The following is a 24,675-nucleotide window of genomic DNA, read 5'->3' on the forward strand; positions in this document are numbered from 1 at the left end:
GTGGCGGGCCGGGCCGGGCGCCGTGTGGAACCCACAGCCGGTTTGTGACGTATGCACACAGTTTTGAGCGAATTCTTGCAAAGGCGCGCGCTATTCCAGAACAAGTGGCGGCTCGGCGACGGAGCGGGCAGCGGCGCCACCTACACTCGCGCCCCGTGATGACGCCCGACGCCCTCCCTCTGCCGACGCGCTGTGCGCATTGCGGCCTGCGCGCCAGCGGCGCCTTCCACCAGCTTGCGGCCAGCGAGCTCGGCTTCATCGAGGATCTGCGCAGCGCCTCTGAGCGGGTGCCCGCAGGGCATGTGCTGATCCGCGAGCAGGTCGACGGCGGTCGGCTCTACACGCTCTACGCCGGCTGGGCGTTCCGTTACAAGACACTCAGCGATGGCCGGCGCCAGATCCTGAACTTCCTGCTGCCTGGCGACTTCTTCGGCCTGCAGCAACGCTTCTCCGAAGGTGCGACCTACGGTGTGGAGGCCTTGACCGAGGCCTCGGTCTGCGTGTTCCAGGGCAACCGGCTGTGGGAGCTCTACCGCGCCCACCCGCGCCTGGGCTACGACCTGACCTGGCTGTGCGCGCGCGAGGAGCAGATGCTGGACGAAAACCTGCTGACCACCGGACGGCGCAGCGCGCTCGAGCGCGTGGCTGTGCTGCTGATCCACCTGTTCAAGCGCCTGCAGCGGCTCGGTCTGGTGGCGGAGGACAACAGCTGCGCCTTTCCGCTGACGCAGCAGCACATGGCCGATGCGCTCGGTCTGTCGCTGGTGCACACCCACCGGACGCTGCGCCGGCTGCAGGCTCTGGGGCTGCACAGCCTGGAGGATGGGCGGCTGGTGCTGCGCAACCCGCATGCACTGACGCAACTGGCCGATTACGCGGCCCAGCCGATGGAGCAGCTGCCGCTGCTGTAGGACGGTGCCGACGGCTGGAACAAGCCGTGGACGACGGGCCTGTGCCGAGTGGCGCCCTAAGCTGGTGCAACATCGCCGGTGTGCCCCGTTTGCGGGCATGCGGCGCTCCAGGATCGATCGCCATGCACCAGGACTTCCGCGATTCCGTGTCGGGTGGGCTGCAGCAACGCAGCATGCCGCCGGACAACCGCCAGCAACAACAGGACAACGGCACGCGGGAATTCCAGCCGCCCTCCCAGCAGGGCGATGACTGGAGCGTGTCGGACGTGCCGCACAGCCTGCAAGCCTACCTGGAGCGCAGCCGCCAGCGCGGGGAGCTGCCGCGCCCGCGCCCGGCCTTGCACCTGGCCAAGCGCTGACCCATCAGCGCTGCGCCGCCAGCGAGCGGAAATCCTTCTCGTACGCCTGCAGCCGCTTGACGGCGTTGTCGCGCTGCGCCGGAGTGGTGCTGTCGTGCAACAGCGCCAGGCCTTCGCAGCCCTCCTCGATCTGGCGCTGGGCGTAGGCGCGGTAGTCGGCCTGCGGCGACTGCCGGTAGCGTGCGAACAGGCCGCGCAAGGCGCGCTCGGCCTGCTCGGGCGTGGCTTGCTCGCCGGCCACGCTGCGCAGCGTCTGCAAGGTGTCCTGCTGGCGCCGCAGCCGTTCGGCCTGCAGCTTGCGCGGGTCGTAGCTCGAGGCGTCGATCTGCCGGCGCAGCAGCGCGCGCTGCTCGGCGCTGAGCCGGCCGTAGAAGTGCTCGGCGCGGTCCAGCGTCTTGTCGTAGCGCTTCTCGTGCAGCTTGTCGGGGCTCAGTGCCAGCCACTCCTTGCGGAACTCCTCGTTCGTCTTGCTGTACTTGCTTTCCAGGTGCTGCAGCTGGGTCGGCGTGAGACTGCGCACGAGCTGCGCGGCCCCGGGTTCGGAATGGGCCGCGATGTCGGCCAGTTGGCGCTGCACATCGTCGACCAGCGCGCAGGCCTGCGCGGGAGCGATGTGCTCCTGGGCCGCCAGGGTCTGGGCGCGCTGCAGCAGTCCGGCCATTTCCGGCAACTGCGTGCTGCGGTGCCATTGCTGCAGGCTGGCCAGGTCTTCGCGCAGCCGCGTCGATTGGGAATCGTCGAAATCCAGGTAGCCGTTCAGCCACCAGGTGCCGAAGGTCGGCACGTTGTTGTAGGCCAGACGCACCGAACTGCACCCGGCCAGCAGGCACGCCAGGGCCAGCACGATAATCCGCGCGGCATTTGAACCAGTAGAAGCGAGGTAGTGCATGGCATCCGTCGATGTGGTGGTCATGGCCGCGGGCAAGGGCACGCGGATGAAGAGCAGCATCCCCAAAGTGTTGCACCGTCTGGCCGGTCGCGCCCTGCTCGGGCACGTGCTGGACACTGCGGCACAGCTGGCGCCGCGCCGTACCGTCGTCATCACCGGCCATGGCGCTGCGACGGTGGAGAGTTTCGTCCAACAGGTGGGCGCCGCCCAGGCTGCGCTGGCGCTGCATTGCGTCAGACAGGAGCCGCAGTTGGGGACGGGCCACGCCGTACAGCAGGCCGTGCCGCAGCTGCCGGACGACGGTGTCACGCTGATCCTCAACGGCGACGTGCCGCTGATCGCTGCCGACACGCTGCGCGCGCTGCTGGCCAGCAGCGCGGGCGAACGGCTGGCGCTGCTGACGGTGGACATGCCGGATCCCACGGGCTATGGCCGCATCGTGCGCGATGGCGACGCCGTGCAGCGCATCGTCGAGCACAAGGACGCCTCGGAGGCCCAGCGTGCCATCCGCGAGATCTACACCGGCGTGATGGCCGTGCCCACCGTGCAGCTCAAGCGCTGGCTGGCGCGGCTGACCAACGACAACGTGCAGGGCGAGTACTACCTGACCGACATCGTGCAGATGGCCGTCGCCGACGGCGTACCGGTGGTGGCGAGCAAGACGGCCGACCGCATCCAGGTCGATGGCGTCAACAGCCCGGTGCAGCTGGCCGAGCTGGAGCGCGCCTACCAACTGCGCAACGCCCAGCGCCTCATGGAGCAGGGCGTGCGCCTGGCCGATCCGGCGCGCCTGGACGTGCGCGGCCGGCTGGAGTGCGGGGCCGATGTGGAGATCGACGTCGGCTGCGTGTTCGAAGGCCAGGTAACGCTGGGCGCGGGCGTGCGCATAGGCCCGCACTGCGTGATCGCCAACGCGCAGATCGCTGCCGGCACGGTGATCCAGGCCTTCTGCCACATCGAGGGCGGCGCCGACGCGGGCGGCCAGGTGCAGGTGGGCGCGGGCGCCATCGTCGGCCCCTACGCGCGGCTGCGCCCCGGCGCCAAGCTCGGCGAGGAAGTGCACATCGGCAACTTCGTCGAGGTCAAGAACTCCACGCTGGCCAAGGGCGCCAAGGCCAACCACCTGGCCTACCTGGGCGATGCCACCGTGGGCGAGCGCGTGAACTACGGCGCCGGCAGCATCACCGCCAACTACGACGGCGCCAACAAGCACCGCACCGTGATCGAGGCCGACGTGCACGTGGGCAGCAATTGCGTGCTGGTCGCGCCCGTCACCATCGGCGCTGGCGGCACCGTGGGCGGCGGCTCCACCATCACCAAGGATGCCCCGGCCGGTGCGCTGAGCGTGGCGCGCGGCCGTCAGGTCAGCATCCCGAACTGGACGCGCCCCGCGAAGAAGACAAAGTGAGCGCGGATGGCCCCAGCGAACTGCAGGCGCTGCGCGCGCAGTTGGGCGCGGCCCGGGCCGATGCCGAGGACATGGCGCGCATGGTCTCGCACGACCTGCGCGCGCCGGTGCGCCATGTGCTGGCCTATGGCGAAGTGCTGCGCGAGATGGCGGCGTCCGGCGAGGATCTCGCCCCCGCGCTGGCCCAGCTGGACCGCTCCTCGCGCCAGCTCGGCGACATGCTGGACGCCGTGCTGGCACTGGTGCGGCTGTCCGGCGCCCCGCTGCTGCCAAGCGTGACCGATGGCGCCCTGCTCGTGGCCGAAGCCCGCCGCGCGGCCGAGGCCGCCTTGCCCGAGGCCGACCGTGCGCGCCCCATCCGCTGGGAGATCGCGCCGGTCCTGCCGCCCGTGCCGGGCGACGTGGCGCAGCTGCGCCAGGCGCTGGCCGCTCTGCTGGCCAATGCGCTCAAGTTCACGCGGCCGGCGGTCGAGCCCTGCATCCAGGTCGACGGCGCGGTGCTGCCCGACGGTGGTGTGCAACTGCGCGTGCGCGACAACGGTGCCGGTTTCCCGTCGGCCCAGGCCACGCGCCTGTTCCAGCCCTTTGCACGCCTGCACGGTGCGCGCTTCGAAGGCCTGGGCACGGGCCTGGCCCTGGTGCGGCAGGTCGTGCGCCGCCATGGTGGCAGCGTGCGCGCCGAGGCCGCGCCCGGTCAGGGCTGCACGGTCTGGCTCACCTTGCCGCAGGCAGCGGCAGCCGGGTCTGGAACTTCGCCCGCTTGAGGCTGAAGAAGGCCTTCACGTTGCGCACGTTGGCGTCGGCCGTGAACAGCCGCTCGGCCAGCGCCAGGTAGTCCGGCATGTCGCGCGCATGCACCACCAGGCAGAAGTCCGGCCCGGGTGAGACGCGGTAGCACTGCTGCACGGCGTCGTCGGCCACCACGCGTTGTTCGAAGGCGGCCAGTCGCTCGGCGTCCTGCCGGTCCAGCGTGATCTCCACCAGGGCCGTCAGCCCATGGCCCAGCACGGGCGCCAGGCGGTCCGGCGACAGGATGGCCACCTGGCCTTCCACCAGCCCGGCATCGACCAACCGCTTGACGCGGCGCAGGCAGGTGGGCGCGGACACATGCACGAGCTCGGCCAGCGCGAGGTTGCTCAACGACGCGTCGCGCTGCAGCTGGTCCAACAGACGCAGATCGGTGGCGTCGATTTCCAAAGATTCCATGGTTCGATCATGGATGAAATTTTCTGTCCTTGTCGCTCATGGGGGAAACAATATTCCGAATGCCGTGAAAAATCGAACGAAAAGAACACGGCCCATCGCCTAGCATCCGCCCCGCTCAACCACCGGAGAACCTCTATGTGCGGCATCGTCGGCGCAGTGTCCAAGCGCAACATCGTTCCCATCCTGGTCCAGGGCCTGCAACGGCTCGAGTACCGGGGTTATGACAGCTGCGGCGTCGCGATCCATGCCGCCAGCCTGGGACCGGCCGAAGGCGGCGGGCTGCAGCGGGCGCGCAGCACGGCGCGCGTGGCCGAACTCGTCGCCCAGGTGCAGGCCGAGCACATCGAGGGCGGCACCGGCATCGCCCACACGCGCTGGGCCACGCACGGCGCGCCGGCCGTGCACAACGCCCATCCGCACTTCAGCCATGGCCCCGGCGCCGACGCGGCCGAGCGGCCGGGCCGCATCGCGCTGGTGCACAACGGCATCATCGAGAACCACGACGAACTGCGCACCGCCCTGAAGGCCAAGGGCTATGTGTTCCACAGCCAGACCGACACCGAAGTCATCGCCCACCTGGTCGACAGCCTGTACGACGGCGACGTGTTCGAGGCCGTCAAGGCCGCCGTGCGCCAGCTGCGCGGTGCCTACGCGATCGCCGTGTTCGCCAAGGACGAGCCGCACCGTGTGGTCGGCGCGCGTGCCGGTTCCCCGCTGATCCTGGGCGTGGGCAAAGACGCCGGCGAGCACTTCCTCGCCAGCGACGCCATGGCCCTGGCCGGCGTGACCGACCAGATCGTCTACCTGTCCGAAGGCGACGTGGTCGACCTGCAGCTGGGCAAGTACTGGATCGTCGACAAGGCGCACAAGAGCGTGACGCGTCCCGTCAAGACCGTGCAGGCGCACAGCGGCGCGGCCGAGCTGGGCCCCTACCGCCACTACATGCAAAAGGAGATCTTCGAGCAGCCGCGCGCGATCGCCGACACGCTGGAAGGCCTGGTCGGCGTCGCGCCCGAACTGTTCGACGGCCAGCCCGACGAAGAGGGCGTGAGCGCCAGCGCGCACCGCGTGTTCAAGGAAATCGACCGCGTGCTGATCCTGGCCTGCGGCACCAGCTACTACAGCGGCTGCACCGCCAAGTACTGGCTGGAGGGCATCGCCAAGATCCCGACGCAGGTCGAGATCGCCAGCGAGTACCGCTACCGCGAGTCCGTGCCCGATCCGCGCACCCTGGTCGTCACCATCAGCCAGAGCGGCGAGACCGCGGACACGCTGGCCGCGCTGCGCTATGCCCAAAGCCTGGGCATGGAACACACCCTGACGGTCTGCAACGTCGCCACCAGCGCCATGGTGCGCGAGTGCAAGCTGGCCTACATCACGCGCGCGGGTGTGGAGGTCGGTGTGGCGTCGACCAAGGCCTTCACCACGCAGCTGGCCGGCCTGTTCCTGCTGACGCTGGCGCTGGCCCAGGCCAAGGGCCGGCTGACCGAGGAGGCCGAGCAGCGCCATCTCAAGGCCATGCGCCACCTGCCCGTGGCCCTGCAGTCCGTGCTGGCCCTGGAGCCGCAGATCATCACCTGGGCCGAGGACTTCGCGAAGATGGAGAACGCGCTGTTCCTGGGTCGCGGGCTGCACTACCCGGTGGCGCTGGAAGGCGCGCTCAAGCTCAAGGAGATCACCTACATCCACGCCGAGGCCTACGCTGCCGGCGAGCTCAAGCACGGCCCGCTGGCGCTGGTCACCAGCACCATGCCGGTCGTCACCGTGGCGCCCAATGACCAGTTGCTGGAGAAGCTCAAGAGCAACATGCAGGAGGTGCGTGCGCGCGGCGGCGTGCTGTACGTGCTGGCCGACGGCGACACGCACATCGAGAGCGAGGAAGGCATCCACGTGATCCGCATGCCCGAGCACTACGGCGAGCTGTCGCCGCTGCTGCACGTGGTGCCGCTGCAGCTGCTGGCCTACCACACGGCCTGCGCGCGCGGCACGGATGTGGACAAGCCGCGGAACCTGGCGAAGTCTGTGACGGTGGAGTAGGGCGGCCGCCCGCCCACCATGTTTCATGGCGCGACAATAGATTTGGTAGTTTTTTCAGTGTGCCGATGCCTGCAGAACAATCGTTTCGCAATTTTGGTAGGCCACGACAATGACGGAGTTATGGTAGTTTTAGGGTCCAGTTGGATAAGCGTCGCTTCAAGCGAATGATTGCAAAGGCGTTGAGTCACGCCCTCCTCGCGGGATCCTGCTACTTGTCACGACATATTTAGGCGCACGAATGTCAGATGGGAACGCCGCCTGAAATCGTTCTTGCCGCTCGTGCCGTTCTATGGTGGCGAGTTCAATGAGCAATGTTTGTCGGTTAAAGATTGTCGGAATGGGCGCCAGGCCCTGCCGTAATCCTTGCCTATTCCCAACCCAGTAGGCTCAAGATAGGCCGGGTGCCTAGAGGCCGATCGCTTTGAAGCTCAGAGCCGCTGTTCTTCGCCATTAATGTCTGAGACAGCGCATTAAAGTCTGAGACAACGCATCAATGTTTGAGACAAGCTCCGTCGTCAGGACACTTTCGCGCCCGCGAAAGCGCGTTGAACCACTCTGAGGCCGCTGCCACATGCTGCACGTACCCCATGTAGTGCCCCGCCATTTCCTGGGAAATGGTGGCGGCATGTCATGCCGCTTTGCTAGGCTTCGGGTCGCTGGGCGCACGCCCCCTGTCCACTAGGTAGTGTGGGCTGTTGGATAGCAGGCCTATCTGTGATGCTTCAATAGGTTGTATCCGGTGTTCATCCGGATTGGGTTTGAGAGACTGGAAGTCGCCAAACACCCATTCCTCAAATACCCGGAGCCCGGATGAACACCCATAAGCATGCCCGATTGACGTACGCACGTCGTCTGGAGATGGTCAGACAGATGACCGAAGGTGGCCTCAGCGTCGCCGATGCGGCCGAGCTGCACGGCGTGACGCCGCCCACGGCAAGGAAGTGGTTGGGGCGCTATCTGGCCGAGGGCGAGGCCGCGCTGGCTGATGCCTCCTCGCGCCCGGCGCACTCGCCGCGGAGCATCGAGCCGGCCAAGGCGCTGCTCATCGTCGAATTGCGGCATCGGCGCATGCTGCAGTCCAGCATCGCCCGCAGCGTTGGCGTGTCCGCTTCCACGGTTAGCCGGGTACTGGCCCGGGCAGGCCTGTCCAAGCTCAGCGACCTGGTGCCGGCCGAGCCGGTGGTGCGCTACGAGCGTGAAGCGCCTGGCGAATTGCTGCACATCGACACCAAGAAGCTGGGCCGCATCGTGCGTCCGAGCCACCGCGTCACAGGCAACCGGCGTGACTCGGTCGACGGCGCGGGCTGGGAGACGCTGTTCGTGGCGATCGATGACCACGCTCGCCTGGCCTTCACGGCCATGCACCCAGACGAAAAGCAGGCACAGGCGGTGCTGTTCCTGAAAAATGCCGTGGCGTACTACGCCACGATGGGTGTCACCGTGCAGCGGCTTCTCACTGACAACGGCCCGGCTTTCCGTTCACGCGAGTTCCGCCAGGCCTGCGAGGGGTTGGGCATCAAGCACCGTTTCACCAGGCCCTACAGGCCGCAGACCAACGGCAAGGCCGAGCGCTTCATCCAGTCAGCCTTGCGAGAGTGGGCCTACGGTTGGACGTACCAGAACTCAGCCCAGCGCACTGCTGCGCTGGCGCACTGGCAACACCACTACAACTGCCACCGGCCGCATAGCGGCATCGGTGGCGTCGCGCCGATCTCCCGACTCAGCTCTTCACGAAACAACGTCTTGACGCTTCACACCTATCCCGCTCGCCCGGAGCGAAACCCGGGCGCCAATTCCACGCGCTGCGGTTCTTGCCGCACTGCTGAACAGCTCCAGGGCATTCTTTGAGCTGCACAGAAATGGGCGTACAGTGGCCATGCGGCTTCTTCGTGCCTTGCCGCCTTTGCCACTTGAGCGCACCGACAAGGGGTGCGCTTTGGCCGATTCAGCTCCGAGCATTGATTCCCCGGTCACTGCCTACGCCGCGGCCGTCGCAGCACGAAAGGCAGCAGAACTTGTCGTGCAGCAGGCTGCGCAGCCGACGCCGGAGCAACGCGCCGAAGCGCAAGGAGCGCGCAGGCGCGAGGCGTTCTGCCTTGGCGTCTTGCAGGCCGAAAACCAAAGCGACACGGATAGGGGCCGGCCAGATTCAGCGCTGAACAACTCCCAGCACACCTCGTAACACCGCTGCCCGGAAATAGGCGTAGATTGCTTTGGCGGCCTCCTTCGTGCCCTGGCCGCCTTTGCCATCTGACCGCACCCCTTTCCTCGGGAGTGCGCCCATGGCGAGACTTCAGAGCTTCCAGGAATGGAAGCAGGCCGAGACAACGGCCCAGGCCGCACAACTTCGCGTTCATAAGCTGCTTTGCAGCAGCAGCAGTCCAACACAACAGCAGCTCGACGAGGTGAGCCAGCTTCGCCGTGAGGCCACGCGCAGGCTGTGCGTGATGCTGGCGGACTTTCACGCCGATGCCATGGCGGCGCGGCCTCGGCATGCCGTGCATCACGCTGACCAATTCTCAGACGGGCCAGTGCGCTAGGGGCAAGGGGGTAGGCTCTCCCAGGCTGTGTGCAGATGGGCTCGGCCCAAGTTGGACCTGCGCATGACGCACGCGCTGTACTCGCGCATCCAACCTATCGTCCAGGCCAAAGCCTGCATCTGGTCGAGCTGGGATTCGTTGTGCAACCCGTACGGGTTCGCCCAGCGCTGCTGGCCGGCCAGGTAGGCGCTGCGCCCCGCTTCAACTGCCCGATCAACCTGGCTGTCCATGCCGCGTTGTAGACGCAGGCGACGGCTGGACGATGTAGGACTTCGCCCCGGGTGGTGTGCGCCCTACACTGCCTCCTTGGCAAAAGCGGAGGGGGTGATGGGTGAAACTGCCTTGGAACTCGCTCGCCGCCACGTCGTGGACGGCTCCCGGCTGGTGGACGAGCAAAACGCGCTAATTGCCCGGTTGGACCCGCAGGGCGGGCAGGTTGGCGCAGCCCAGGAGCTGCTGGCGACCTTGAAGGCAACGCTGGCCATCTTCGTTGCCGACCTTGAACGGCTCGAAGGCCGGGGCGCTCATGGCCGGCGCTGAACGTTCCTTTCCTGCAATTGGTCTCGGACTTTGTTGAACGGGCGGATGTGCAGTCGCCGCACGGGGGCCGCGTGTCTCGGACTTTTGGCGATGCGAAGCTATTCCGCAGCGTCCGCGCTTCACGGACAAGTTGTCTCAGACTTTATTGGTGCGGAGCAGCCGCAGGTGAGCGAGAGCGAACGTCGGTGCGCCTGTGGTGGGCGCTGCGGTCAAATAATGCAGCCAGCATCTTGTGGCGGCGCACTACGTTTCACGGCGGGTACTTGAAACCGCGCACCTCGCCGTGGACCGTGATGTTCATGTATTTTGACGCGTCCGGAAGCTTGTGCGAGACGCCACGGGCGTCCAAAAAATGGGGTCGTCGTCTCTGCGTTTTTGGGCATGACGTCGAAATGGAACATGGATGCGACTTCCCATGAATGCTTCCAATTCTTCGGAAAGGCGGCAGCGCCATGCAAAAAGTCCAGACGGAAAAAAGGGCGCATAAGCGCCCTGAATTCCATGATAGTTCCACTCGCGAGCCAGAACCCTTGATCCGCAAAGATCAATACGACAGGGTATTAGAGTGTGACCACAGCTAATCCAAGTCGCGCCAGCTTTTGACCTTCCGGACGGACGCAGAAATAGCCTGTCCCATACGGAATCTTTTCCAGCATAACTTGAAAACGGCAGGATGCCAAGTTCTCCCGCGCGAGAGTTGCTGGCGGCAGAGCGCCGCTCGGCAAGGTCGCGGTGTACCTGCCACAACCCCCACGGCTCCCCAGTCGTGAGATGGTGCCGTTTTCGCCAACGGTGCTGGCAGTCTGCGCCGAACCGCGTGGTGCCGTGCGCCCCGTTCTTTTTGCGGAGCCCCATGCCCATCCGGCCGTACCTGTGCAGCGAGAGGCTATGCGGACGGAGCTGGAAGAGACTCTAAAGTGGCTGACATCGGTTGGCGCCCTTCGGCGCTGTGATGCGAGTGAACTCTCGTGCGGGCTGCGGGACGCGTCACGTCGAACGCGCCCAATGCATCGGGTCCTTCACCTTTTTCCTCCACCGTTGTGATGAAGGACATGACGAACCGCGTGCATCCCGCGGCCACACTCATGCAGAAACGTTTGGTCACGAACATCGTTCGGATGCGTGGCACACGATCTTTCCCACGTGAAGGCACCACGTGCCGACTCGCACCGCACCTCGCCCATGGAAAAAATTCAGGAGCTTTCGGCCCTTGTAGATCCGTTTCTGTCCCGCTTCGACAGCGTCGCGAGCGACCAACTTTGGGCGGCGCACAGCCAAACATTTCGCGGATTCTGGGACCAGCGGATCAAAGTGTCCGACGGTGGGCCGATCAGCGACGATGAGTGCGACGCCGTCATTCGCATCTTGGATCGCAACGGCAAAGGCAACACCAAAACCACCGAGGCTGTCGCTCGCGCGATGATCCCGCAGGACGTGTGGCGGCGCTTGTTCCGTACCTTCCGCACGAACAATGAACTGCGTGATGCGCTTGACCGCGTGCTGGTGGAAGATGAGCCGGGTCGAAAGGCCCACGCGATCGATGCCCTGTATCGGCTCAACGCGGGCGAGAAGAACAACTTGACCGGCCCCACCGGCACCGGCATTGGAGCCCTCCTCGCTGCCTACGATCCCTTTCGAAATCTCTCGGTGATCTCGCTGAAAGATCGCAGGGCCATTCTTGAGCACCTTGGGCAAGGCCTTTCGTTCGACTGGAAGGGCTCGACCATCGGCGAGACGATCGTATGGAGCAACAGGGCCATCCGAGAGTCGGCCGCCCAGTTGCTGGGGCTGTCAGGCTCGGCGCGTACCGTGGCTCGATTCTTCTACGATCCTGCTGTTCAGCCGTTGTGGAAGGGCGTCAACACCGTGCACGTAGCCGGTCGTCGTGTCCACGTCGAAGTCCCGACCGAGGCGCAGGACGGACCCGACCGCGTCGATGCCGACGCCGACCTGCCGACCGATGCCTCCCAGGATCCGGCAGCGAGCAGCCTTGATCCGGTTCAGCAAGGCAACCTGCGCGAGTCGATGCAGATCCAGGCGCTGCTGGCGCGCATGGGAGCCATGATGGGCTTTTACATCTGGCTGCCAAAGGCCGACAGGGCACGGGTGCTGCAAGCCTGGACGCCGGGCCCAGGGCAACTGCTCGATGCCTTGCCACTGGGGTACGACGCCCTGACGACCAAGACCATCGAGCAAATCGACGTCCTCTGGCTGCGTCGCAGGTCGATCGCGCGTGCCTTCGAAGTCGAACACACCACGTCCGTTTACTCGGGCCTCCTTCGCATGGCCGACCTGATCGCGCTGCAGCCGGACATCAACGTGAAGCTGCACATCGTCGCCAGCTCGCAGCGTGAAGACAAAGTATTGGCTGAGATCAGTCGGCCGGTGTTCGCCATGCTCGAGCCCAAGCCGCTGAGCGACATGTGCTCCTTCCTTACCTACGAAAGCATCCGCGAGATCGCCGATCTCAGGCACCTGGCCTGGCTGTCCGACCAGGTTCTGGAAGACTACGAGATCACGGCCCCAAGCAGCGACGACGGCGCTTGAGCGAACCGGTCGGCCTTCCTTTTTAAGTCGCGAGGAGACATCAGCAGATGGCAGGATCGAAGGGAAGAGGGGTGCGATCTGGCGCCCCCGTCGACACGTGCTCGACGTTGGCATTTCGTGTTGTTCTGAACTCGCCGCAGGCGGCGGTGCTCGCCAAGCTCAAGCGAGGCGACGTCCTCGCCGTGCAGCTTGATCCTCGCGTGGAAGGTGGGGTGAACGCGGTACTGGGCAACGAGCCCGCCGGCGCGGTCACCGGAGCGCGAAAGAACAGCTTGGTGACCTGCCTGCGCAACGGGTACACGTTCGAGGCTGAAGTCATCGACCTCACCGGTGGCATGGTCCAAGTCGACGTGAGGCCCGCGTGACCGGCCGGATCAGCGTGGTTGGAGGAGCCTACGGCGAGGCCTGCAGCTTCCCGCGTCGCACCCTGTACCGCGGCAGCGGCGGACGCGCCGCAGCGGTGCTGCACAGCCTGGGCAGCGAGGTCGCCTGGCACACACTGACTGGCCCTGAGCTGCAACCCGAGTTCGCCGCCATCGCGAAACACATTGGCTACGAACTGCACGCAGGCTTGGCCGAGGTGGACGTCTGGTTCAACTACCGGTTTCCGCTGGGGCGCCCGGACATCTGGCCGTCGGAGGTCCCTCGCCATGCCCATGCCGGGACGGTCACTGCCGACAACCTGCTGGTCTTTGGCATGCTCGAGGGGCGACCGAAGACCGTCGCCAAGCGTGCCGTTTACGACCCGCAAGATGGCAGCAGCGCCCGGGCCTACGGTGACAACGGCTCGACGGCACAAGAGCTTGCGATGGTGGTGTCGCTTTCGGAAGGCAAGGCATTGACGGGGCAGGGCGACGCCGAAGCGATCGCGCTGGTCCTCCTCAGCGAGCCGACGACGTCGGTCGTGATCGTCAAGTGCGGACCGCAAGGCGCGCTCGTCCGCACCTGTTCGTCGGCCGAATGGATACGCCCTTTCCCTACGGAACGGGTCTACAAAATCGGATCGGGCGACGTCTTCAGTGCGGCATTCGCTCAAGCCTGGTTGGTGTGGAAGCAAGCACCGGGCGAGGCCGCCTGGTTCGCGTCCCGTGCGACCGCGGAATACGTCAACGGAGGCCAGGACCGCTTCACGATCGAACAGATGGGGGACATGCAGGCACAAGCTCGGTTCGCACAGATGAAGGCCAGGCAGTCGGGTGCCCGCACGGTACCTGACAAGCCCATCTACTTGGCCGGCCCCTTCTTCACGGCCGCGCAGCAGTGGGCCATCGACGAAGCGCGGGCTGCTCTGCAGGACATGGGGTTCACGGTCTTCTCACCCATCCACGAGGTGGGCGAGGGCTTGCCAGAAGACGTCGCGCGCAAGGACCTGGAAGGTTTGGATCGATCGTTGGTCGTGCTGGCGCTGATCGATGGCTTGGACGCTGGCACGCTGTTCGAAATCGGCTACGCGGTCGCACGCGGGATCCCCGTGGTGGCCGTGGGCGAGTCGGTGGCCGAGGGGGACCTGACGATGCTGCTGGGCACGGGTTGTCACGTGACCGACGATCTGACCACGGGCATCTATGCCGCGTGCTGGAAGATGATGGGCGATGCGTGAGCTGTTGCTGCTGTCCGGTGGCGTCGATTCCGCCGCCTTGGCTGCCTGGCGCCGACCAGCGCTTGCCCTGACGATCGACTACGGCCAGCGAGCCGCCAGCGCGGAGATCCACGCGTCGCAGCAGATCTGTGCAGCATTGACCGTCCCCCATGAGGCCTTGACCGCCTCCGTGAAGCATCTTGGCAGCGGGGTGATGGCAGGCCAGCGGAGTTCGCCGCATTCCGAGAACGAGGAGTTTTGGCCTTTTCGCAACCAATATTTGATCACCCTCGCAGCCATGGTCGCGATCCAACGCGGGCTGGACGCGGTCGTCATCGGCACCGTTGCCACGGACGGTCGACACCGCGACGGATCGGCCGAATTCCTGCATGCGATGAGGTCGATCTTGCAGTTGCAAGAAGGCGCAATCGCTTTGCTGGCACCTGCCAAAGAATTGACCAGCGCGCAGCTGGTGCGTGCCTCGGGGATCGATCAAGCCGTGCTGGCTTGGTCCCACTCGTGCCACGCTGCGACCCTCGCCTGCGGAAACTGCCCTGGCTGTACCAAGCATTCCGAGGTGATGTCGGAGCTTGGCATCGCGCGCTGACTCACCACGCCACGCAGTGTGCAAGCGTGGGTGCGGTTCGATCGACAGGTGGTGCGGGCGCGCCACGCCGTCGGTCTAGGGCTTGGTGCACCACCGGACCCAGCTCCCTCATCTCGGTCCAGATGATGCAGTCGAGCATGGCTGGGCGAACGCCCAACCCCCGACACAGTGCCAAGAACTGGGCTTCCATCGCAAAGTAGTCGCGCTCGACCTTCTGCTCAAAGCTGTAGAGGTTGCACAGCAACCCTGCACGCACGATGTGGATGTCCAGGATCGCCACTTCGTCGGTGTCGAGCACGTTGCGCGCGACCCAACCGGCGGTCTTCGGACCGATGCCTTGGATCGCGAGCAAGCTGTCGCGCAGCGCCTTGCCGCTGGACGTGTCGACCAGGCCCTGCGAAATCGCGCCCATCGCCGCAGCGAGGTACACGGCCTTTTGGTTGGGGTAGCGATAGCGCACAGTGCGACCGGCTTGGTCCAACGGCTGGCGAAGCACGCTGGTCCATGCGGTCGCATCCGTGCAGAGCCCCGACACGAGGCCGGCCGCGCTGCAGGCATCGAACGCTGCCCCCGCCAACTCCGCGGTGATGCCAAAGCCGCCGAGCAAGCAGAAGGCGACCTCTTCCGCGAGCGTGCCCGTGGCGCTGAACGGCGACACCGGCTTCTGGTCGATCTCGCTCATCCACATCTGGGCGACCCAGTATGCGGGCGTGAAGGTGCGCCACGACTCGCCCCAAGTGACACCGGGCAGGACATGCTCCGACGCATTCGGAAGCTCGCGGCAGACCACGTCGTCGCCTTGCAGGTATTGCACGAGCTGGGTCATCTCACAGCCTCAGGCCGCGAGCGCAGGCTGACGCCAGGTGCCTTCCCTGCGTCGAGCTTTTGGGTTCGATCGGCCGTGCTCTTCATACAAAAATTATGCACATAATTTTGGGCATGGCAAAAAGCAAGCCGAAGCGCTTTGACGACGCAGCCAAATCATGGGTTCTGGCACTGCCGCTGTCGGCTTCGGCGGCCGCGGCTTATGCCGCGGAGGCGAAACGGCTGTCGGAGTACTGTGCATCCAGGCGCGTCGCGGATCTGCGCTCGTTTCGGGGGCCTCAGTGGCTCGACTACCTCAGGTCGCTTACGAGTGCTCGCGACTACCTGTCGCCGCCGCGCAAGGCACTGAAAGCCTCCAGCGCCTTGCAGGCCATGCGCATCACCCGCGCGTTCCTGACCTACTGCATGCAGAGAGGGTGGATCTCCTGGGACCCCGGGGAGCTGCGCATGGACCCATCTCCGGTGATCGTTAGACCCCCGGTCGCCGAATTGCCAGTGCACGTGAGGCAAGTCGTTGCCGGGGGCGTGCACGCGACTTCCGAGCGCGAAGCCCGGCGCCACTTCGTGGTCGCGCTGAGCTTTTGGGGGTGCTTGAAGCCTTGGGAGCTTGCCGCTCTACAGGTTCGGCATTTGTCGAAGGACCGGGCCCTGCTAAGCTGCCCGCATCGCCATCAGCCCGTGGAACTGCCGCCTCCCGTTGCGGACCTGTGGACGCGCTATGAAGAATGCCGGTCTGTGCGTTCCAAGGTGCGGCCGTCGTCACCGTTGGTCGCCAGCGTGCGTTCGAGCGCCGCGGTGAGCGCATGGAGCATCTGGGCGATCTTGAACGACGCAGCCGCCATGCAGGGCGTGGGAAGTCGTCGCTTGCGCGCGGCCTACGCCACGTTGACCAGCGCAGCTGCCTTGCGAGACATCGATCTGGTGCGCGTTCAAGCAGGCAAAGGCGGGGCGAGGCGGGTTCGTGGCGCGCAGGCCCGCGATCGGACCCGCCAGCTCAATGCCAGCACCCTCGAAAGGTTGCGAGGTGGCCGCGTGCAGGCGGCCTCCTGAATTCCGCCTGGGCCGGCGCCGCCTGTACCTGCCAGCGGCTTCTTGGAGACCAGCTCCATCCACGGCGCGTGCTTGGGGCGATCAGGAGGATCGGAGAGCTGGCTTGGAGGCGGCTTGCCGATGCAAACAGGCTTGGAACGTTGCGTTAACCAGTTCGTGCAGCGTGCCGACCGAACGTGCTCCAACACCACAATACGGTGAAGGACGGCAGATGATCGACTCGATCGTCTCGATGTCGCGTGCATCGAGCCACGCCGAAGCGTTCTCCATGGCGCGAAATGCGCCTTCCAGGCGGCGCAACGGATAGTACCAATGTGCGGCCACCGAAGCCGACTTGATTTGACGGGAGATGAATTCTTCGATGGATCGATCTTCCGACAAGCACCGAAAACCTGTGATGCGCTCGATCAGGGCGAAGGTTTGCTTCAGCTGCACGTTTGAGGAATCGACCGCACATCCCGTTCGGTAATCTCTCTTTCGAACTCGAAGGTCGCTCAACAGTCTCTTTTCGTGCGCGGAGAGACGATGAATTTCGGCCGTCTCCTCCACCAAAGCGGAAAACGAAAACACGTAGCGCCCGACGTTTGCCAAGCTCAAGATGGCGTGGTTTCGGAAACCCACGGCCAAGACATCGAACGCCCAGCCGTGCAAGCTCTCGAATTCGGCCGCGCCACCGACCATTTCGAAGAGTTCCAGATTTTCGTGGATCCGATGGCCATACTCCCTCAGCGGCCGATAACCCGTCAGCAGGGATTCAAGACGCCCTTCACGATCAACCAAGATGCGGCCCTCTTGCTTCAAATGCTGCAAGAACAGCGACCCGTCGCGGGCCAAACCATCCATTTGCTGCCAGGTGTAGCAGCTGGTGGAATAGCCTGCTGCAGACAGTTTCGCCTCGAAGGCGTTGTCTACGAGCGCGCCGGCCAGCAAGATGTCTCGATCGCTGAAAGCGTCGACGTCGCCTCTGACCGTCGAGCCGAAGATCGCCACGCTTTCCAAGTTTGCGGGAACGCTCATCGCACGAACCTCTTGACGATCATCGCGGTTGAAAGGGCGATCCATCCGATGCCGAGCACCACCTGAAACGACACCGCAAGCAGTCCGTAGGATGTGGACGGGGTGAGGTCTGCGGTCCCAAAAGTGGACATGTTCCCGAGGGTGAAGAACGCGGTCTTAATGGACAAAGGGACATCGGCCAGCACCTGCGCCTTAATGCCGTAGTCGGCCCAATGCATGTGATTGTAGAGCCACACGAGCGCGAAAAGCATTGGCGTCCACAGCAAGATGTTTCGAACTCTCACTCCATAGCCAAAAAGGAACTGGAAGGAGATGTTCCAAAACCAATAGGCGTAAAACCGGACGTTGAGCCAACGCTCGGTCCCTTTCTCTTTTCGCCAATAAGAAATGTGGTTGTAGCGTTGCCAGAGTCGGAAATGGTATTCCGCCGAGTCTCTGAATTCCGGTTGGCTTTCGTCGACGGAGTTTTTCAGCAGAGTGTGAAACAGATCGACGCCAATGTTTGGGTACTTCTTCTGATCAAAGATCTCGGCTAAGAACGATCGTGGGTCCAGATAAGTTCGGGTGAGCCTGAATTTGTGCGTGTTGCAGCGGATGAACTTGCATTCGTGGAATGCGCAATCTTCGAAGTGCGCGCTCAGGAAAAGGCACTCATGGAATGTGCATCTTGTGAACACCACTCCCACGAAATGCGTCCCGTAGAAGCGCATGCTCTTGAAGATTTTGTCTTTGACCGAGAGCTTTTCCGTTGGATCGTCCGCCTGAAGTTTGCTACTCGGCTCGAAAGCCTTCTCGTAGACCTCCTCGCTAGAGATCAACATCGTTTTCAGTTCATCGGCGTTGATCCGGGGAAGGTCTTTGCCAAGGTCAAAAAAGGAGTCCGCCATGAGCTTTTCAGTTTCTTTTGTCGAGCAGCACCGTCCGACGATGGAAGTTGGCTGGTCTCAGTGGCCATCCTCCGAAGCCGATCGAGCATTGTCGACGGAGCGCGTCACGACGTGTGGGACGCTCGGTTGGTCTTCGGTACTCGAGTCGGCACGGCGCCGCCTCCTTTGCTTCAAGGCGCTCGGCAGTTAAAATCGCGCCATGGTGAACAGATCGCTTCCGATCGTATCAAGCGCCCTTGCGGCCGAAGGTGACCGTGACGTCAGATCAAGCGGACGTGCGAAGCCTGGCAAGGTGGAGCCCAGCCGAGCCAAGGCGCTCAAGCTCATCGCAAGCCGCAAGAAGCACAACTTGAAAGTCGTGCTGAACAATGGTGTCGAGGTCCTGCTCCCGCCGATCTTGGTGGGCGAGGCTGCCCTTGCTTTCGGCAAGGAAAGCGGCTTGTTGAACGCCAAAGGCCAGTTCGCCAAGCGCTTTCGGTGAACGACGGAACCCTGCTCCTGGGGTTCCATGGTTGCGACGTCACAACGCGCGACGACCTCCTGACGGGCCGGCTGGGCGGACTGTCTCCTTCAGAGAACAAGTACGACTGGCTGGGGCCAGGCGTGTACTTCTTTGAGAACGACATGGACCGAGCGAGGGCGTTCGCGCAAAGTGCTTGCGACTACCCCGAGCGGTTGTACACCCGACGCCCCATTGCAACGCCTGCAGTGGTGGGGGCGGTGCTCTGCGTGTCCCGGTCGATCGACATGACGACACAAGCTGGCATGACGGTGTGGCAGCACGCGTACTTGCAACTGCTGTCCATGTCCGAAGCCAGCGGGGAGCCCATGCCGACCAACGAGGAAGCTCCTGCTGGCGAGGACACGGTGCTGGTCCGCAAGCTCGACTACGCCGTGTTCTCTGCCGCTCACAAGCAGGCAGCCCTCTCAAAACAAGCGAGGTACCAGCTCGTGAGGGGAGCGTTCTTGCAGGGCGACCGGCTGTCGAGCAGCACCACGGAATTCCGTTGGCTTAGCCACATCCAACTGGCGGTCACCGATCCTGGCTGCATCCTCGCGTGGTTCCTGCCTAAAGGCGACAAACTGCTGACGCCCGATCAGTTCGCGGTGGCCAAGCAGGCCTACGTGGCCGCGGATCAAGCGCGGCGGCAGTCTAAGCCAAGGGTCAGGGCGAAGCGGTAGCGGCGGGGCTGCGGTACGGGCGCCGTGATCGCCTGCTGCCAGACGGGCATAGGTCGGCGGTCCTGTGGCCGGCTGCCGGTCGTCGGGTGACACCTGTTAGCCGTTCCCGACCTGTGAAAGCATCGCGTAGGAACAGGATGACAGTTGGTCGATGACAATTGGTCGAGACCGTTGTCATCTGTTCTTGAGGGGTGACCGTTGTTACCGTATCATCGATGTGCTCGACAGTAACCATAGGAGAAGTGATGGCTGAAGACGTGATCTCCCGGCGCAGCGCAGCGCAGAGGAACTCGGTCGCATTTCAGTACATGCGCGAGCAGGTTGCGCGCGAGATGGACATGCTCTACGCACTTTTGCAGCGTGATCCGCCCAAGCGCAGCGAGCGTACGCAGCCCGAAGCTCGTCGCAGCCGGAAGAAAGTGCGGGCGCAACCCTGATACTGCGCAGAGCAGGAACACAAGGCCGACTCCAGTCGGCCTTTTTTACGTGCACAAAAAGATGAAGAACAATCCCCTGTACGTTGGAACTGAGCAGCTTGCGCGGCCTTCCGGAAACGACGGTTCTCGCCCAGCGGAGATCGGCCGCGATGCTTTCCGCAAGGACTACGCACGGCTGCTGCATGCGCCGTCCTTTCGCAGGCTGCAGGGCAAGACACAGCTGTTCCCTGGAGCCGAAGACGATTTCTTCCGCAACCGGCTGACCCACTCGTTGGAGGTCGCGCAAATCGCTCACGGCATTGCAAGCCGGCTCAACGCCACTGCGAAGCCGGCGGCCTTTCAAGATGCCTACGTGAACACGCACTTGGTCGAGTTTGCTGCCCTGGCGCACGACCTTGGCCATCCGCCGTTTGGCCACAACGGCGAAGCTGCGCTGGACGAGTTGATGCGCGACAGCGGCGGATTCGAAGGCAACGCCCAGACTTTGCGCATCCTCACTGCGGTGGAGCGCAAATTGATCCACTGCACTGGTAAGCCGCCTTCATCCAGCTACGGGCTGGACTTGACGTATCGGTCCCTGGCAGCAGTCCTCAAGTACGACCGTCCCATTCCAAAGAAGCGCAAGAAGCGCGACGGCTTGGCAAAAGGGTACTACGGCACCGAGGCTGACTTGGTGGCGGCGATCCGTCGAAAGGTCGCTCCGGGACTGCCCGACGACCGCCCTCTCAAGACGATCGAGTGCGACATCATGGACATCGCCGATGACATCGCTTATTCGACGTACGACCTGGAAGACAGCCTGCATGCTGGTTTCGTGTCGCCCATGTCGTTGGCCCATGCGCTCGTGAGCGACGCAAGCCTGAGAACAGCGGTGGTAGAGAAGACCAACAAGGCGCTGCTTGAGGACCAGTACGAAGAGGTTGACGGACGCGAACTGTTGGAAGTGATCGCCGACGTGTTCGACATCAGCCTGCCCCCCACCTTCGTCGGGCTGCTGAAATCGTCCTTCCTGGCGGGCAAGAAAGGGAGGAAGGAGCCTGCAGTGCACTTCGTCGATGACGTAGTCCCGGCCAAGGTCGAAAGCTGGCTGCAAGATCAGAAGTTCACATCAGATCCGCTTGGCCGTACGCAGCTCACTGCTGAACGGGTGGGGCGCTTGATCTCCTCCGTCGATCTGGTGCTGGACGAAGAGTTTCCGCAGCTGTCTCGTGTCAAGTTGACGAGGCAAGCGAAGCTGCAAGTCGAGGTGCTGAAGCATCTCAACTACGAGCTCGTCATCCGATCGCCGCGGCTCGCCATCGTCGAGCACCGTGGTCGCGATCTGGTGAGCAAAATTTTTACCACCGTCTGCGACAGCGACGGCGCGCTGCTTCCCACCGACTGGCAAACTCGTTACGCGGTGACGTCCAGCGATCTTGAACGACGACGCATGGTGTGCGATTTCGTCGCTGGCATGACCGATCGGTATGCCGCTGAGTTCCATGCTCGCCTGCTTGGCAATGGGGCGACCATCTTCAAGCCATTTTGACGCAGTCATTCCGATTGGTAGCTGGGTCCTCAAGAGCAACCAAATCTCGATGAACCATCTGCCTGCCACCCTGACGTCTTTCCCACTTGACGCTTCAGGAGCGGCAACGTCAGCGGCCGGACCGACGCGGACGCTGTGGTCGTTGATTCGGCAGATGCCGTACAAGCTCATCGTCGGCGGCGCCTTCGTTCTCGGATGCGCGCTGCTTCACCTGTACCTCGTGTCGATCGAGTACGTTCCGACGGACTTGTTGGCTTTGCTGGGGCTTGCCACGTTGGTGTCGGCGTGGCTTGCGCTCATGTGGATGTTCGTGACCGTGTTCATGTTTGCGCCTGTCTTCACGGTCATGCTGTACGAGGTCAGGCCGCCGGTGTACTGGGTGATGGTTCTCGGCCTGACGTCCGGCACCGGCCTGCTGCTTGGGTCGATGGTCGGCACCGAGGTTGCCGGACCTTGGTTTCTGGTGGTTGGATCCGCTGCGGGCGCGGGCAGTGCCCTTGGACTGTGTTTGGAGAAACGGCGGCGAGGTCTGTGGAAGGGCTTCCTCACCATGGCTGCGATGCTGCTGGGCGGCGCCGCGCTACCTTTGTGCGTGCTCGTGCTCGCGATCATTGGCGGACTTTCCGAGCCTTCGGTCGAGTGGGCGGATGGGTGGCGCATCGCCACCTTCACCATCTTGCTGATCGTCTTGATCGCCAGCAACGCCCGAGCTGCCGATTTCAGAGGGCATCCAGCAGCAGTGTGGACGTTCTTTGCAGTCGTTGCCGCGGTGGTGTTCCTGGTCGCGGCGGGATGGCGAGCGGTTCCCGCGCTCCTGGCCGAGCGTGTGGGCATTCGTCTTGCGGGCACTGCCACGCTCATGGTGCCCCCATCAACGTGCCGCCTGGTGGTCTCCGCTCTGGCCGCAGGCAAGCCAAAACCAGACGATCAGCTGATGCTTTCCTGCGAGGTCCCTGCGTCCGTGCTGCAGGCGAAGGTTCAACTGCGATGGGCCGGCCGCATGCTGCTGGTGGTCGAACGCATCAACGGCGTGGACGTGCCGCGTGACGCTGCCCGGATGACCATACCCGATGCGGAGACTCAGTTGGTGTTGCCAGCAACGAAACGCTGGTAGGGCCGCCTGCATCAGGCAAGTGGGCTGGCAATTGGATCTGCGCTACTTCTGGCCCCTCTCGCAGGTCGGCAGGCGCTGGAGGGAGTCGCCCGAGCACGTATGCCCTGCCGACAAAAATTGGTCCCCAGCCGTGGATCGCACACCTAGCGCGATGGCCTGAAGCCGGAGCACGTGGCCTTCAGAAGACGGTAGCCGGAGCGGCTTCCCATGGCGATGCGTCGAGCGGTGTGATCGCTGCAACACAACATCAGGGCCATCCCGCATCGGAGCTGAAGGTACGTGAGAAGCTCCCACAAGGAGCATGCTTCGTTGTGGTCCAGCGGCGATGGGGCCTGTACGCACAACAGGCCGAGGTTGGTGGCATTGCACGCGTCGGCAGTGCTCGCCGCCATCGCGGCAAGAGAGCGGAAGCCAGGCACCCGTCGCGACCCGGCGACGCCCATGGCAGCATAGGTCGCTTCGAGAATCTGAGCGCAAGTGCGAACGAGCACTTCTGTGGCATCCAGACGGACGGTGAGACGGACGAGTTGTCTTGAGAGGTACGGTCGGCCGTTGAACGTGCGGTGGTCGATGAGGGTGGGCATCGACTCGTGCGCGAGGTCAAAAAGCCTCATGGCAGAACTGACCCCTCCCAGCTCCCAAGTCAACAGGGTGATCGGTGCCGAGACGAAGCCAATCCTGCGTCCGTCGAAGGACAGACGCTCGAGCGGGTTGCGTGGGCGGTAGCTCTCGAGCACCGACTGGTGCACGGCGTCGACGAAATGCGAATCCTCATCGTGTGGCAAAGCGCCGGCTCGGGTCGCGGACCGATGATCCGCACCCGTTTGCGATGGATCCGCACAAAGAGGCCAAGACGGACGTCGACGCCGCTCGGCGCCGGGTAAGGCACGGCGCGCCTCGAATCGCAGCGGCAGTGCCGCCGCCAACGGGTTCTCGTCGTAGTCCCGATCATGGCGCACACGGTAGCGAGCAGGCATCATGGCGGTCATCGGATTTCACCGGCTGCCGCTCTTGCGTTTGCAGTGGCCCTTGCACCCTGCGCATGTGGAATTGGCCGAGGATTCCTTGGCTGCGATCGCAGCCGCGTTCAGATCGAGCAGGTACCGCACCACCTTGCGCAGACAGTGCTTGATACGTTCGGGGGAGCCGTCAAGGCGATCGTGCAGATCGCGCATCGTGAGGTCGCGACCAAGCAACTGGCGCCGAGTTGCGTCGCGCACGCTTGAACGCTTCTTCGTTCCAAGCGCAGACAGGTCAACCACAGGAGTCCGCGACACGTAGGACTGCAGCAAGACCAGGTCCATCGCGCTTTCGCACCTCAGCCTGTTGGCAGTCTTCCGGAACTCCGATCCGTTCGGCAGCCGGTCCACGGACCGAGCGGCACGGATGGCCGTCGGATCGACGACCTCATGCCTGTCCACAACGATGTGTTGGGGCAAGAACGGTCGCGTGAGCGACCCGCTGCCTGGCTTGCGCGTGCGAGGTTCGAAAGGCCAACTATGCCATCGCGGGGGAACGATGGTGACCACGCTGGTTGCAGCGTCCCGAAGGATGAGGGACCTCCCGGCTCCCTTGCCGCCCGCCGATTCCTCAGGCTGGCTCACTGCGCTTGCATCGTCGGTTGAAGCGGGGAGGGCCGTGGTCGCGGACGGGTCGGGCGACGCCGCTTTGACCGCGCGCACGGTCCGCTCTCCTGACCGCGGCTTCGTCGCGGCGCCTTGTGCGTTCGATTTGGACATGATGGACTCCAACGTTCTGATTCCAAGATGGTGATGCAGCAGCGCGTCACGAGGACGGCCAGGCCGGCCGGGGGCGCGCAGAGCCATCGAGCGTGGGTGCTCGACAGGTGTTGCGTGGGACACGTAGGTTTCGATGGTTCGCGGACTGGCCCTCCGTGTAGTTCGTCTGTCAGCCTCTGACACCGCGCCGAGGTTCGCAGCCAGTGGATGGTCGGGCAGCGACGTTTGAACAAACGTCGCAACTGCATTGTCTCGATGGGTCCAAAGTCCGCA

The 24,675-nt window shown here is 64.1% G+C and carries 24 protein-coding genes and 1 pseudogene; 18 read left to right on the forward strand and 7 right to left on the reverse strand.

Going from position 1 to position 24,675, the window contains the following annotated elements:
- The first annotated feature begins 158 nt into the window (after positions 1 to 158).
- A complete protein-coding gene (locus tag IE209_RS17365; RefSeq protein WP_189688243.1) occupies positions 159 to 911 on the forward strand; it encodes a Crp/Fnr family transcriptional regulator in 753 nt (250 codons plus the stop codon).
- 122 nt (positions 912 to 1,033) lie between these two features.
- Complete coding sequence (locus tag IE209_RS17370; RefSeq protein WP_189688200.1) at positions 1,034 to 1,270, forward strand: hypothetical protein; 237 nt, start codon at positions 1,034 to 1,036, stop codon at positions 1,268 to 1,270.
- Between the two features lie 4 nt (positions 1,271 to 1,274).
- Here the strand turns inward: IE209_RS17370 and IE209_RS17375 are convergent, their stop codons facing one another.
- Complete coding sequence (locus tag IE209_RS17375) at positions 1,275 to 2,114, reverse strand: DUF6279 family lipoprotein (RefSeq protein ID WP_189688201.1); 840 nt, start codon at positions 2,112 to 2,114, stop codon at positions 1,275 to 1,277.
- 43 nt (positions 2,115 to 2,157) lie between these two features.
- On the opposite strand from IE209_RS17375, the gene glmU reads away from it, so the two are divergent.
- Both glmU and IE209_RS17385 read left to right on the forward strand, forming a co-directional pair.
- Positions 2,158 to 3,567 carry a bifunctional UDP-N-acetylglucosamine diphosphorylase/glucosamine-1-phosphate N-acetyltransferase GlmU gene (gene glmU / locus IE209_RS17380; RefSeq protein WP_189688202.1) on the forward strand — a complete coding sequence of 470 codons (1,410 nt, stop codon included), beginning with the start codon at positions 2,158 to 2,160 and terminating at the stop codon, positions 3,565 to 3,567.
- Positions 3,564 to 4,331, forward strand: a complete 768-nt coding sequence (locus IE209_RS17385; protein ID WP_189688203.1) for a sensor histidine kinase — start codon at positions 3,564 to 3,566, stop codon at positions 4,329 to 4,331. Before glmU ends, IE209_RS17385 begins: the two co-directional genes overlap by 4 nt.
- On the opposite strand, the gene IE209_RS17390 is transcribed toward IE209_RS17385, so the two are convergent.
- Positions 4,282 to 4,773, reverse strand: a complete 492-nt coding sequence (locus tag IE209_RS17390; protein WP_189688204.1) for an Lrp/AsnC family transcriptional regulator — start codon at positions 4,771 to 4,773, stop codon at positions 4,282 to 4,284. The two genes, IE209_RS17385 and IE209_RS17390, sit on opposite strands and share 50 nt — an antisense overlap.
- Before the next feature lie 135 nt (positions 4,774 to 4,908).
- Between IE209_RS17390 and glmS the strand changes: the two genes are divergently transcribed.
- The 8 genes and pseudogenes from glmS (at position 4,909) to IE209_RS17430 (ending at position 14,623) form a co-directional block, all read left to right on the forward strand.
- Positions 4,909 to 6,810 (forward strand): glutamine--fructose-6-phosphate transaminase (isomerizing), encoded by a 1,902-nt coding sequence (gene glmS / locus IE209_RS17395; protein ID WP_189688205.1) that lies wholly within the window; start codon positions 4,909 to 4,911, stop codon positions 6,808 to 6,810.
- Between the two features lie 810 nt (positions 6,811 to 7,620).
- A pseudogene (locus tag IE209_RS17400) lies at positions 7,621 to 8,568 on the forward strand (IS481 family transposase); the annotation flags it as partial.
- A gap of 524 nt (positions 8,569 to 9,092) precedes the next feature.
- Positions 9,093 to 9,350 carry a hypothetical protein gene (locus IE209_RS17405; protein WP_189688206.1) on the forward strand — a complete coding sequence of 86 codons (258 nt, stop codon included), beginning with the start codon at positions 9,093 to 9,095 and terminating at the stop codon, positions 9,348 to 9,350.
- A gap of 327 nt (positions 9,351 to 9,677) precedes the next feature.
- Positions 9,678 to 9,890 carry a hypothetical protein gene (locus IE209_RS17410; RefSeq protein WP_189688207.1) on the forward strand — a complete coding sequence of 71 codons (213 nt, stop codon included), beginning with the start codon at positions 9,678 to 9,680 and terminating at the stop codon, positions 9,888 to 9,890.
- A 1,143-nt stretch (positions 9,891 to 11,033) separates the two neighbouring features.
- Positions 11,034 to 12,437 carry a type II restriction enzyme NmeDI-related protein gene (locus IE209_RS17415; RefSeq protein WP_189688208.1) on the forward strand — a complete coding sequence of 468 codons (1,404 nt, stop codon included), beginning with the start codon at positions 11,034 to 11,036 and terminating at the stop codon, positions 12,435 to 12,437.
- Positions 12,438 to 12,484: 47 nt separating this feature from the next.
- On the forward strand, positions 12,485 to 12,802 hold the full coding sequence (locus IE209_RS17420; protein ID WP_189688209.1) for a hypothetical protein: 318 nt from the start codon (positions 12,485 to 12,487) through the stop codon (positions 12,800 to 12,802).
- A complete protein-coding gene (locus IE209_RS17425; protein ID WP_189688210.1) occupies positions 12,799 to 14,037 on the forward strand; it encodes a PfkB family carbohydrate kinase in 1,239 nt (412 codons plus the stop codon). The genes IE209_RS17420 and IE209_RS17425 overlap by 4 nt, the downstream gene beginning before the upstream one ends.
- Positions 14,030 to 14,623, forward strand: a complete 594-nt coding sequence (locus IE209_RS17430; RefSeq protein WP_189688211.1) for a 7-cyano-7-deazaguanine synthase — start codon at positions 14,030 to 14,032, stop codon at positions 14,621 to 14,623. The genes IE209_RS17425 and IE209_RS17430 overlap by 8 nt, the downstream gene beginning before the upstream one ends.
- A gap of 1 nt (position 14,624) precedes the next feature.
- Here the strand turns inward: IE209_RS17430 and IE209_RS17435 are convergent, their stop codons facing one another.
- The gene (locus IE209_RS17435; protein ID WP_189688212.1) at positions 14,625 to 15,449 is read right to left on the reverse strand and encodes an 8-oxoguanine DNA glycosylase; all 825 of its coding nucleotides are present in this window, start codon (positions 15,447 to 15,449) and stop codon (positions 14,625 to 14,627) included.
- A 113-nt stretch (positions 15,450 to 15,562) separates the two neighbouring features.
- On the opposite strand from IE209_RS17435, the gene IE209_RS17440 reads away from it, so the two are divergent.
- Complete coding sequence (locus tag IE209_RS17440) at positions 15,563 to 16,498, forward strand: site-specific integrase (RefSeq protein ID WP_189688213.1); 936 nt, start codon at positions 15,563 to 15,565, stop codon at positions 16,496 to 16,498.
- A gap of 81 nt (positions 16,499 to 16,579) precedes the next feature.
- Here the strand turns inward: IE209_RS17440 and IE209_RS17445 are convergent, their stop codons facing one another.
- Together IE209_RS17445 and IE209_RS17450 are read right to left on the reverse strand one after the other, a co-directional pair.
- Positions 16,580 to 17,515 carry a hypothetical protein gene (locus tag IE209_RS17445; RefSeq protein ID WP_189688214.1) on the reverse strand — a complete coding sequence of 312 codons (936 nt, stop codon included), beginning with the start codon at positions 17,513 to 17,515 and terminating at the stop codon, positions 16,580 to 16,582.
- Positions 17,512 to 18,402: a pentapeptide repeat-containing protein gene (locus tag IE209_RS17450; RefSeq protein WP_189688215.1), complete on the reverse strand. Its 891-nt coding sequence runs from the start codon at positions 18,400 to 18,402 to the stop codon at positions 17,512 to 17,514. Before IE209_RS17450 ends, IE209_RS17445 begins: the two co-directional genes overlap by 4 nt.
- Positions 18,403 to 18,601: 199 nt before the next feature.
- Here IE209_RS17450 and IE209_RS17455 point away from each other — a divergent pair, with 199 nt between their 5' ends.
- The 5 genes from IE209_RS17455 to IE209_RS17475 all read left to right on the forward strand — a co-directional run bounded on the left by IE209_RS17455 (position 18,602) and on the right by IE209_RS17475 (position 22,663).
- Entirely contained in the window at positions 18,602 to 18,883 is a 282-nt protein-coding gene (locus IE209_RS17455; protein WP_189688216.1) for a hypothetical protein, read from the forward strand.
- A complete protein-coding gene (locus IE209_RS17460; protein WP_189688217.1) occupies positions 18,880 to 19,584 on the forward strand; it encodes a hypothetical protein in 705 nt (234 codons plus the stop codon). The genes IE209_RS17455 and IE209_RS17460 overlap by 4 nt, the downstream gene beginning before the upstream one ends.
- 245 nt (positions 19,585 to 19,829) lie before the next feature.
- On the forward strand, positions 19,830 to 20,021 hold the full coding sequence (locus tag IE209_RS17465) for a hypothetical protein (RefSeq protein ID WP_189688218.1): 192 nt from the start codon (positions 19,830 to 19,832) through the stop codon (positions 20,019 to 20,021).
- 61 nt (positions 20,022 to 20,082) lie between these two features.
- On the forward strand, positions 20,083 to 21,549 hold the full coding sequence (gene dgt, locus IE209_RS17470; RefSeq protein WP_189688219.1) for a dGTP triphosphohydrolase: 1,467 nt from the start codon (positions 20,083 to 20,085) through the stop codon (positions 21,547 to 21,549).
- Positions 21,550 to 21,703: 154 nt separating this feature from the next.
- On the forward strand, positions 21,704 to 22,663 hold the full coding sequence (locus IE209_RS17475) for a hypothetical protein (RefSeq protein WP_189688220.1): 960 nt from the start codon (positions 21,704 to 21,706) through the stop codon (positions 22,661 to 22,663).
- Between the two features lie 143 nt (positions 22,664 to 22,806).
- Here the strand turns inward: IE209_RS17475 and IE209_RS17480 are convergent, their stop codons facing one another.
- Positions 22,807 to 23,652 (reverse strand): hypothetical protein, encoded by an 846-nt coding sequence (locus IE209_RS17480; protein ID WP_189688221.1) that lies wholly within the window; start codon positions 23,650 to 23,652, stop codon positions 22,807 to 22,809.
- A gap of 6 nt (positions 23,653 to 23,658) precedes the next feature.
- Positions 23,659 to 23,967: a hypothetical protein gene (locus IE209_RS17485; RefSeq protein ID WP_189688222.1), complete on the reverse strand. Its 309-nt coding sequence runs from the start codon at positions 23,965 to 23,967 to the stop codon at positions 23,659 to 23,661.
- Positions 23,968 to 24,675 lie beyond the last annotated feature (708 nt).

It is taken from the genome of Pseudorhodoferax aquiterrae (genome assembly GCF_014652235.1).
GTDB lineage: Bacteria > Pseudomonadota > Gammaproteobacteria > Burkholderiales > Burkholderiaceae_C > Pseudorhodoferax > Pseudorhodoferax aquiterrae.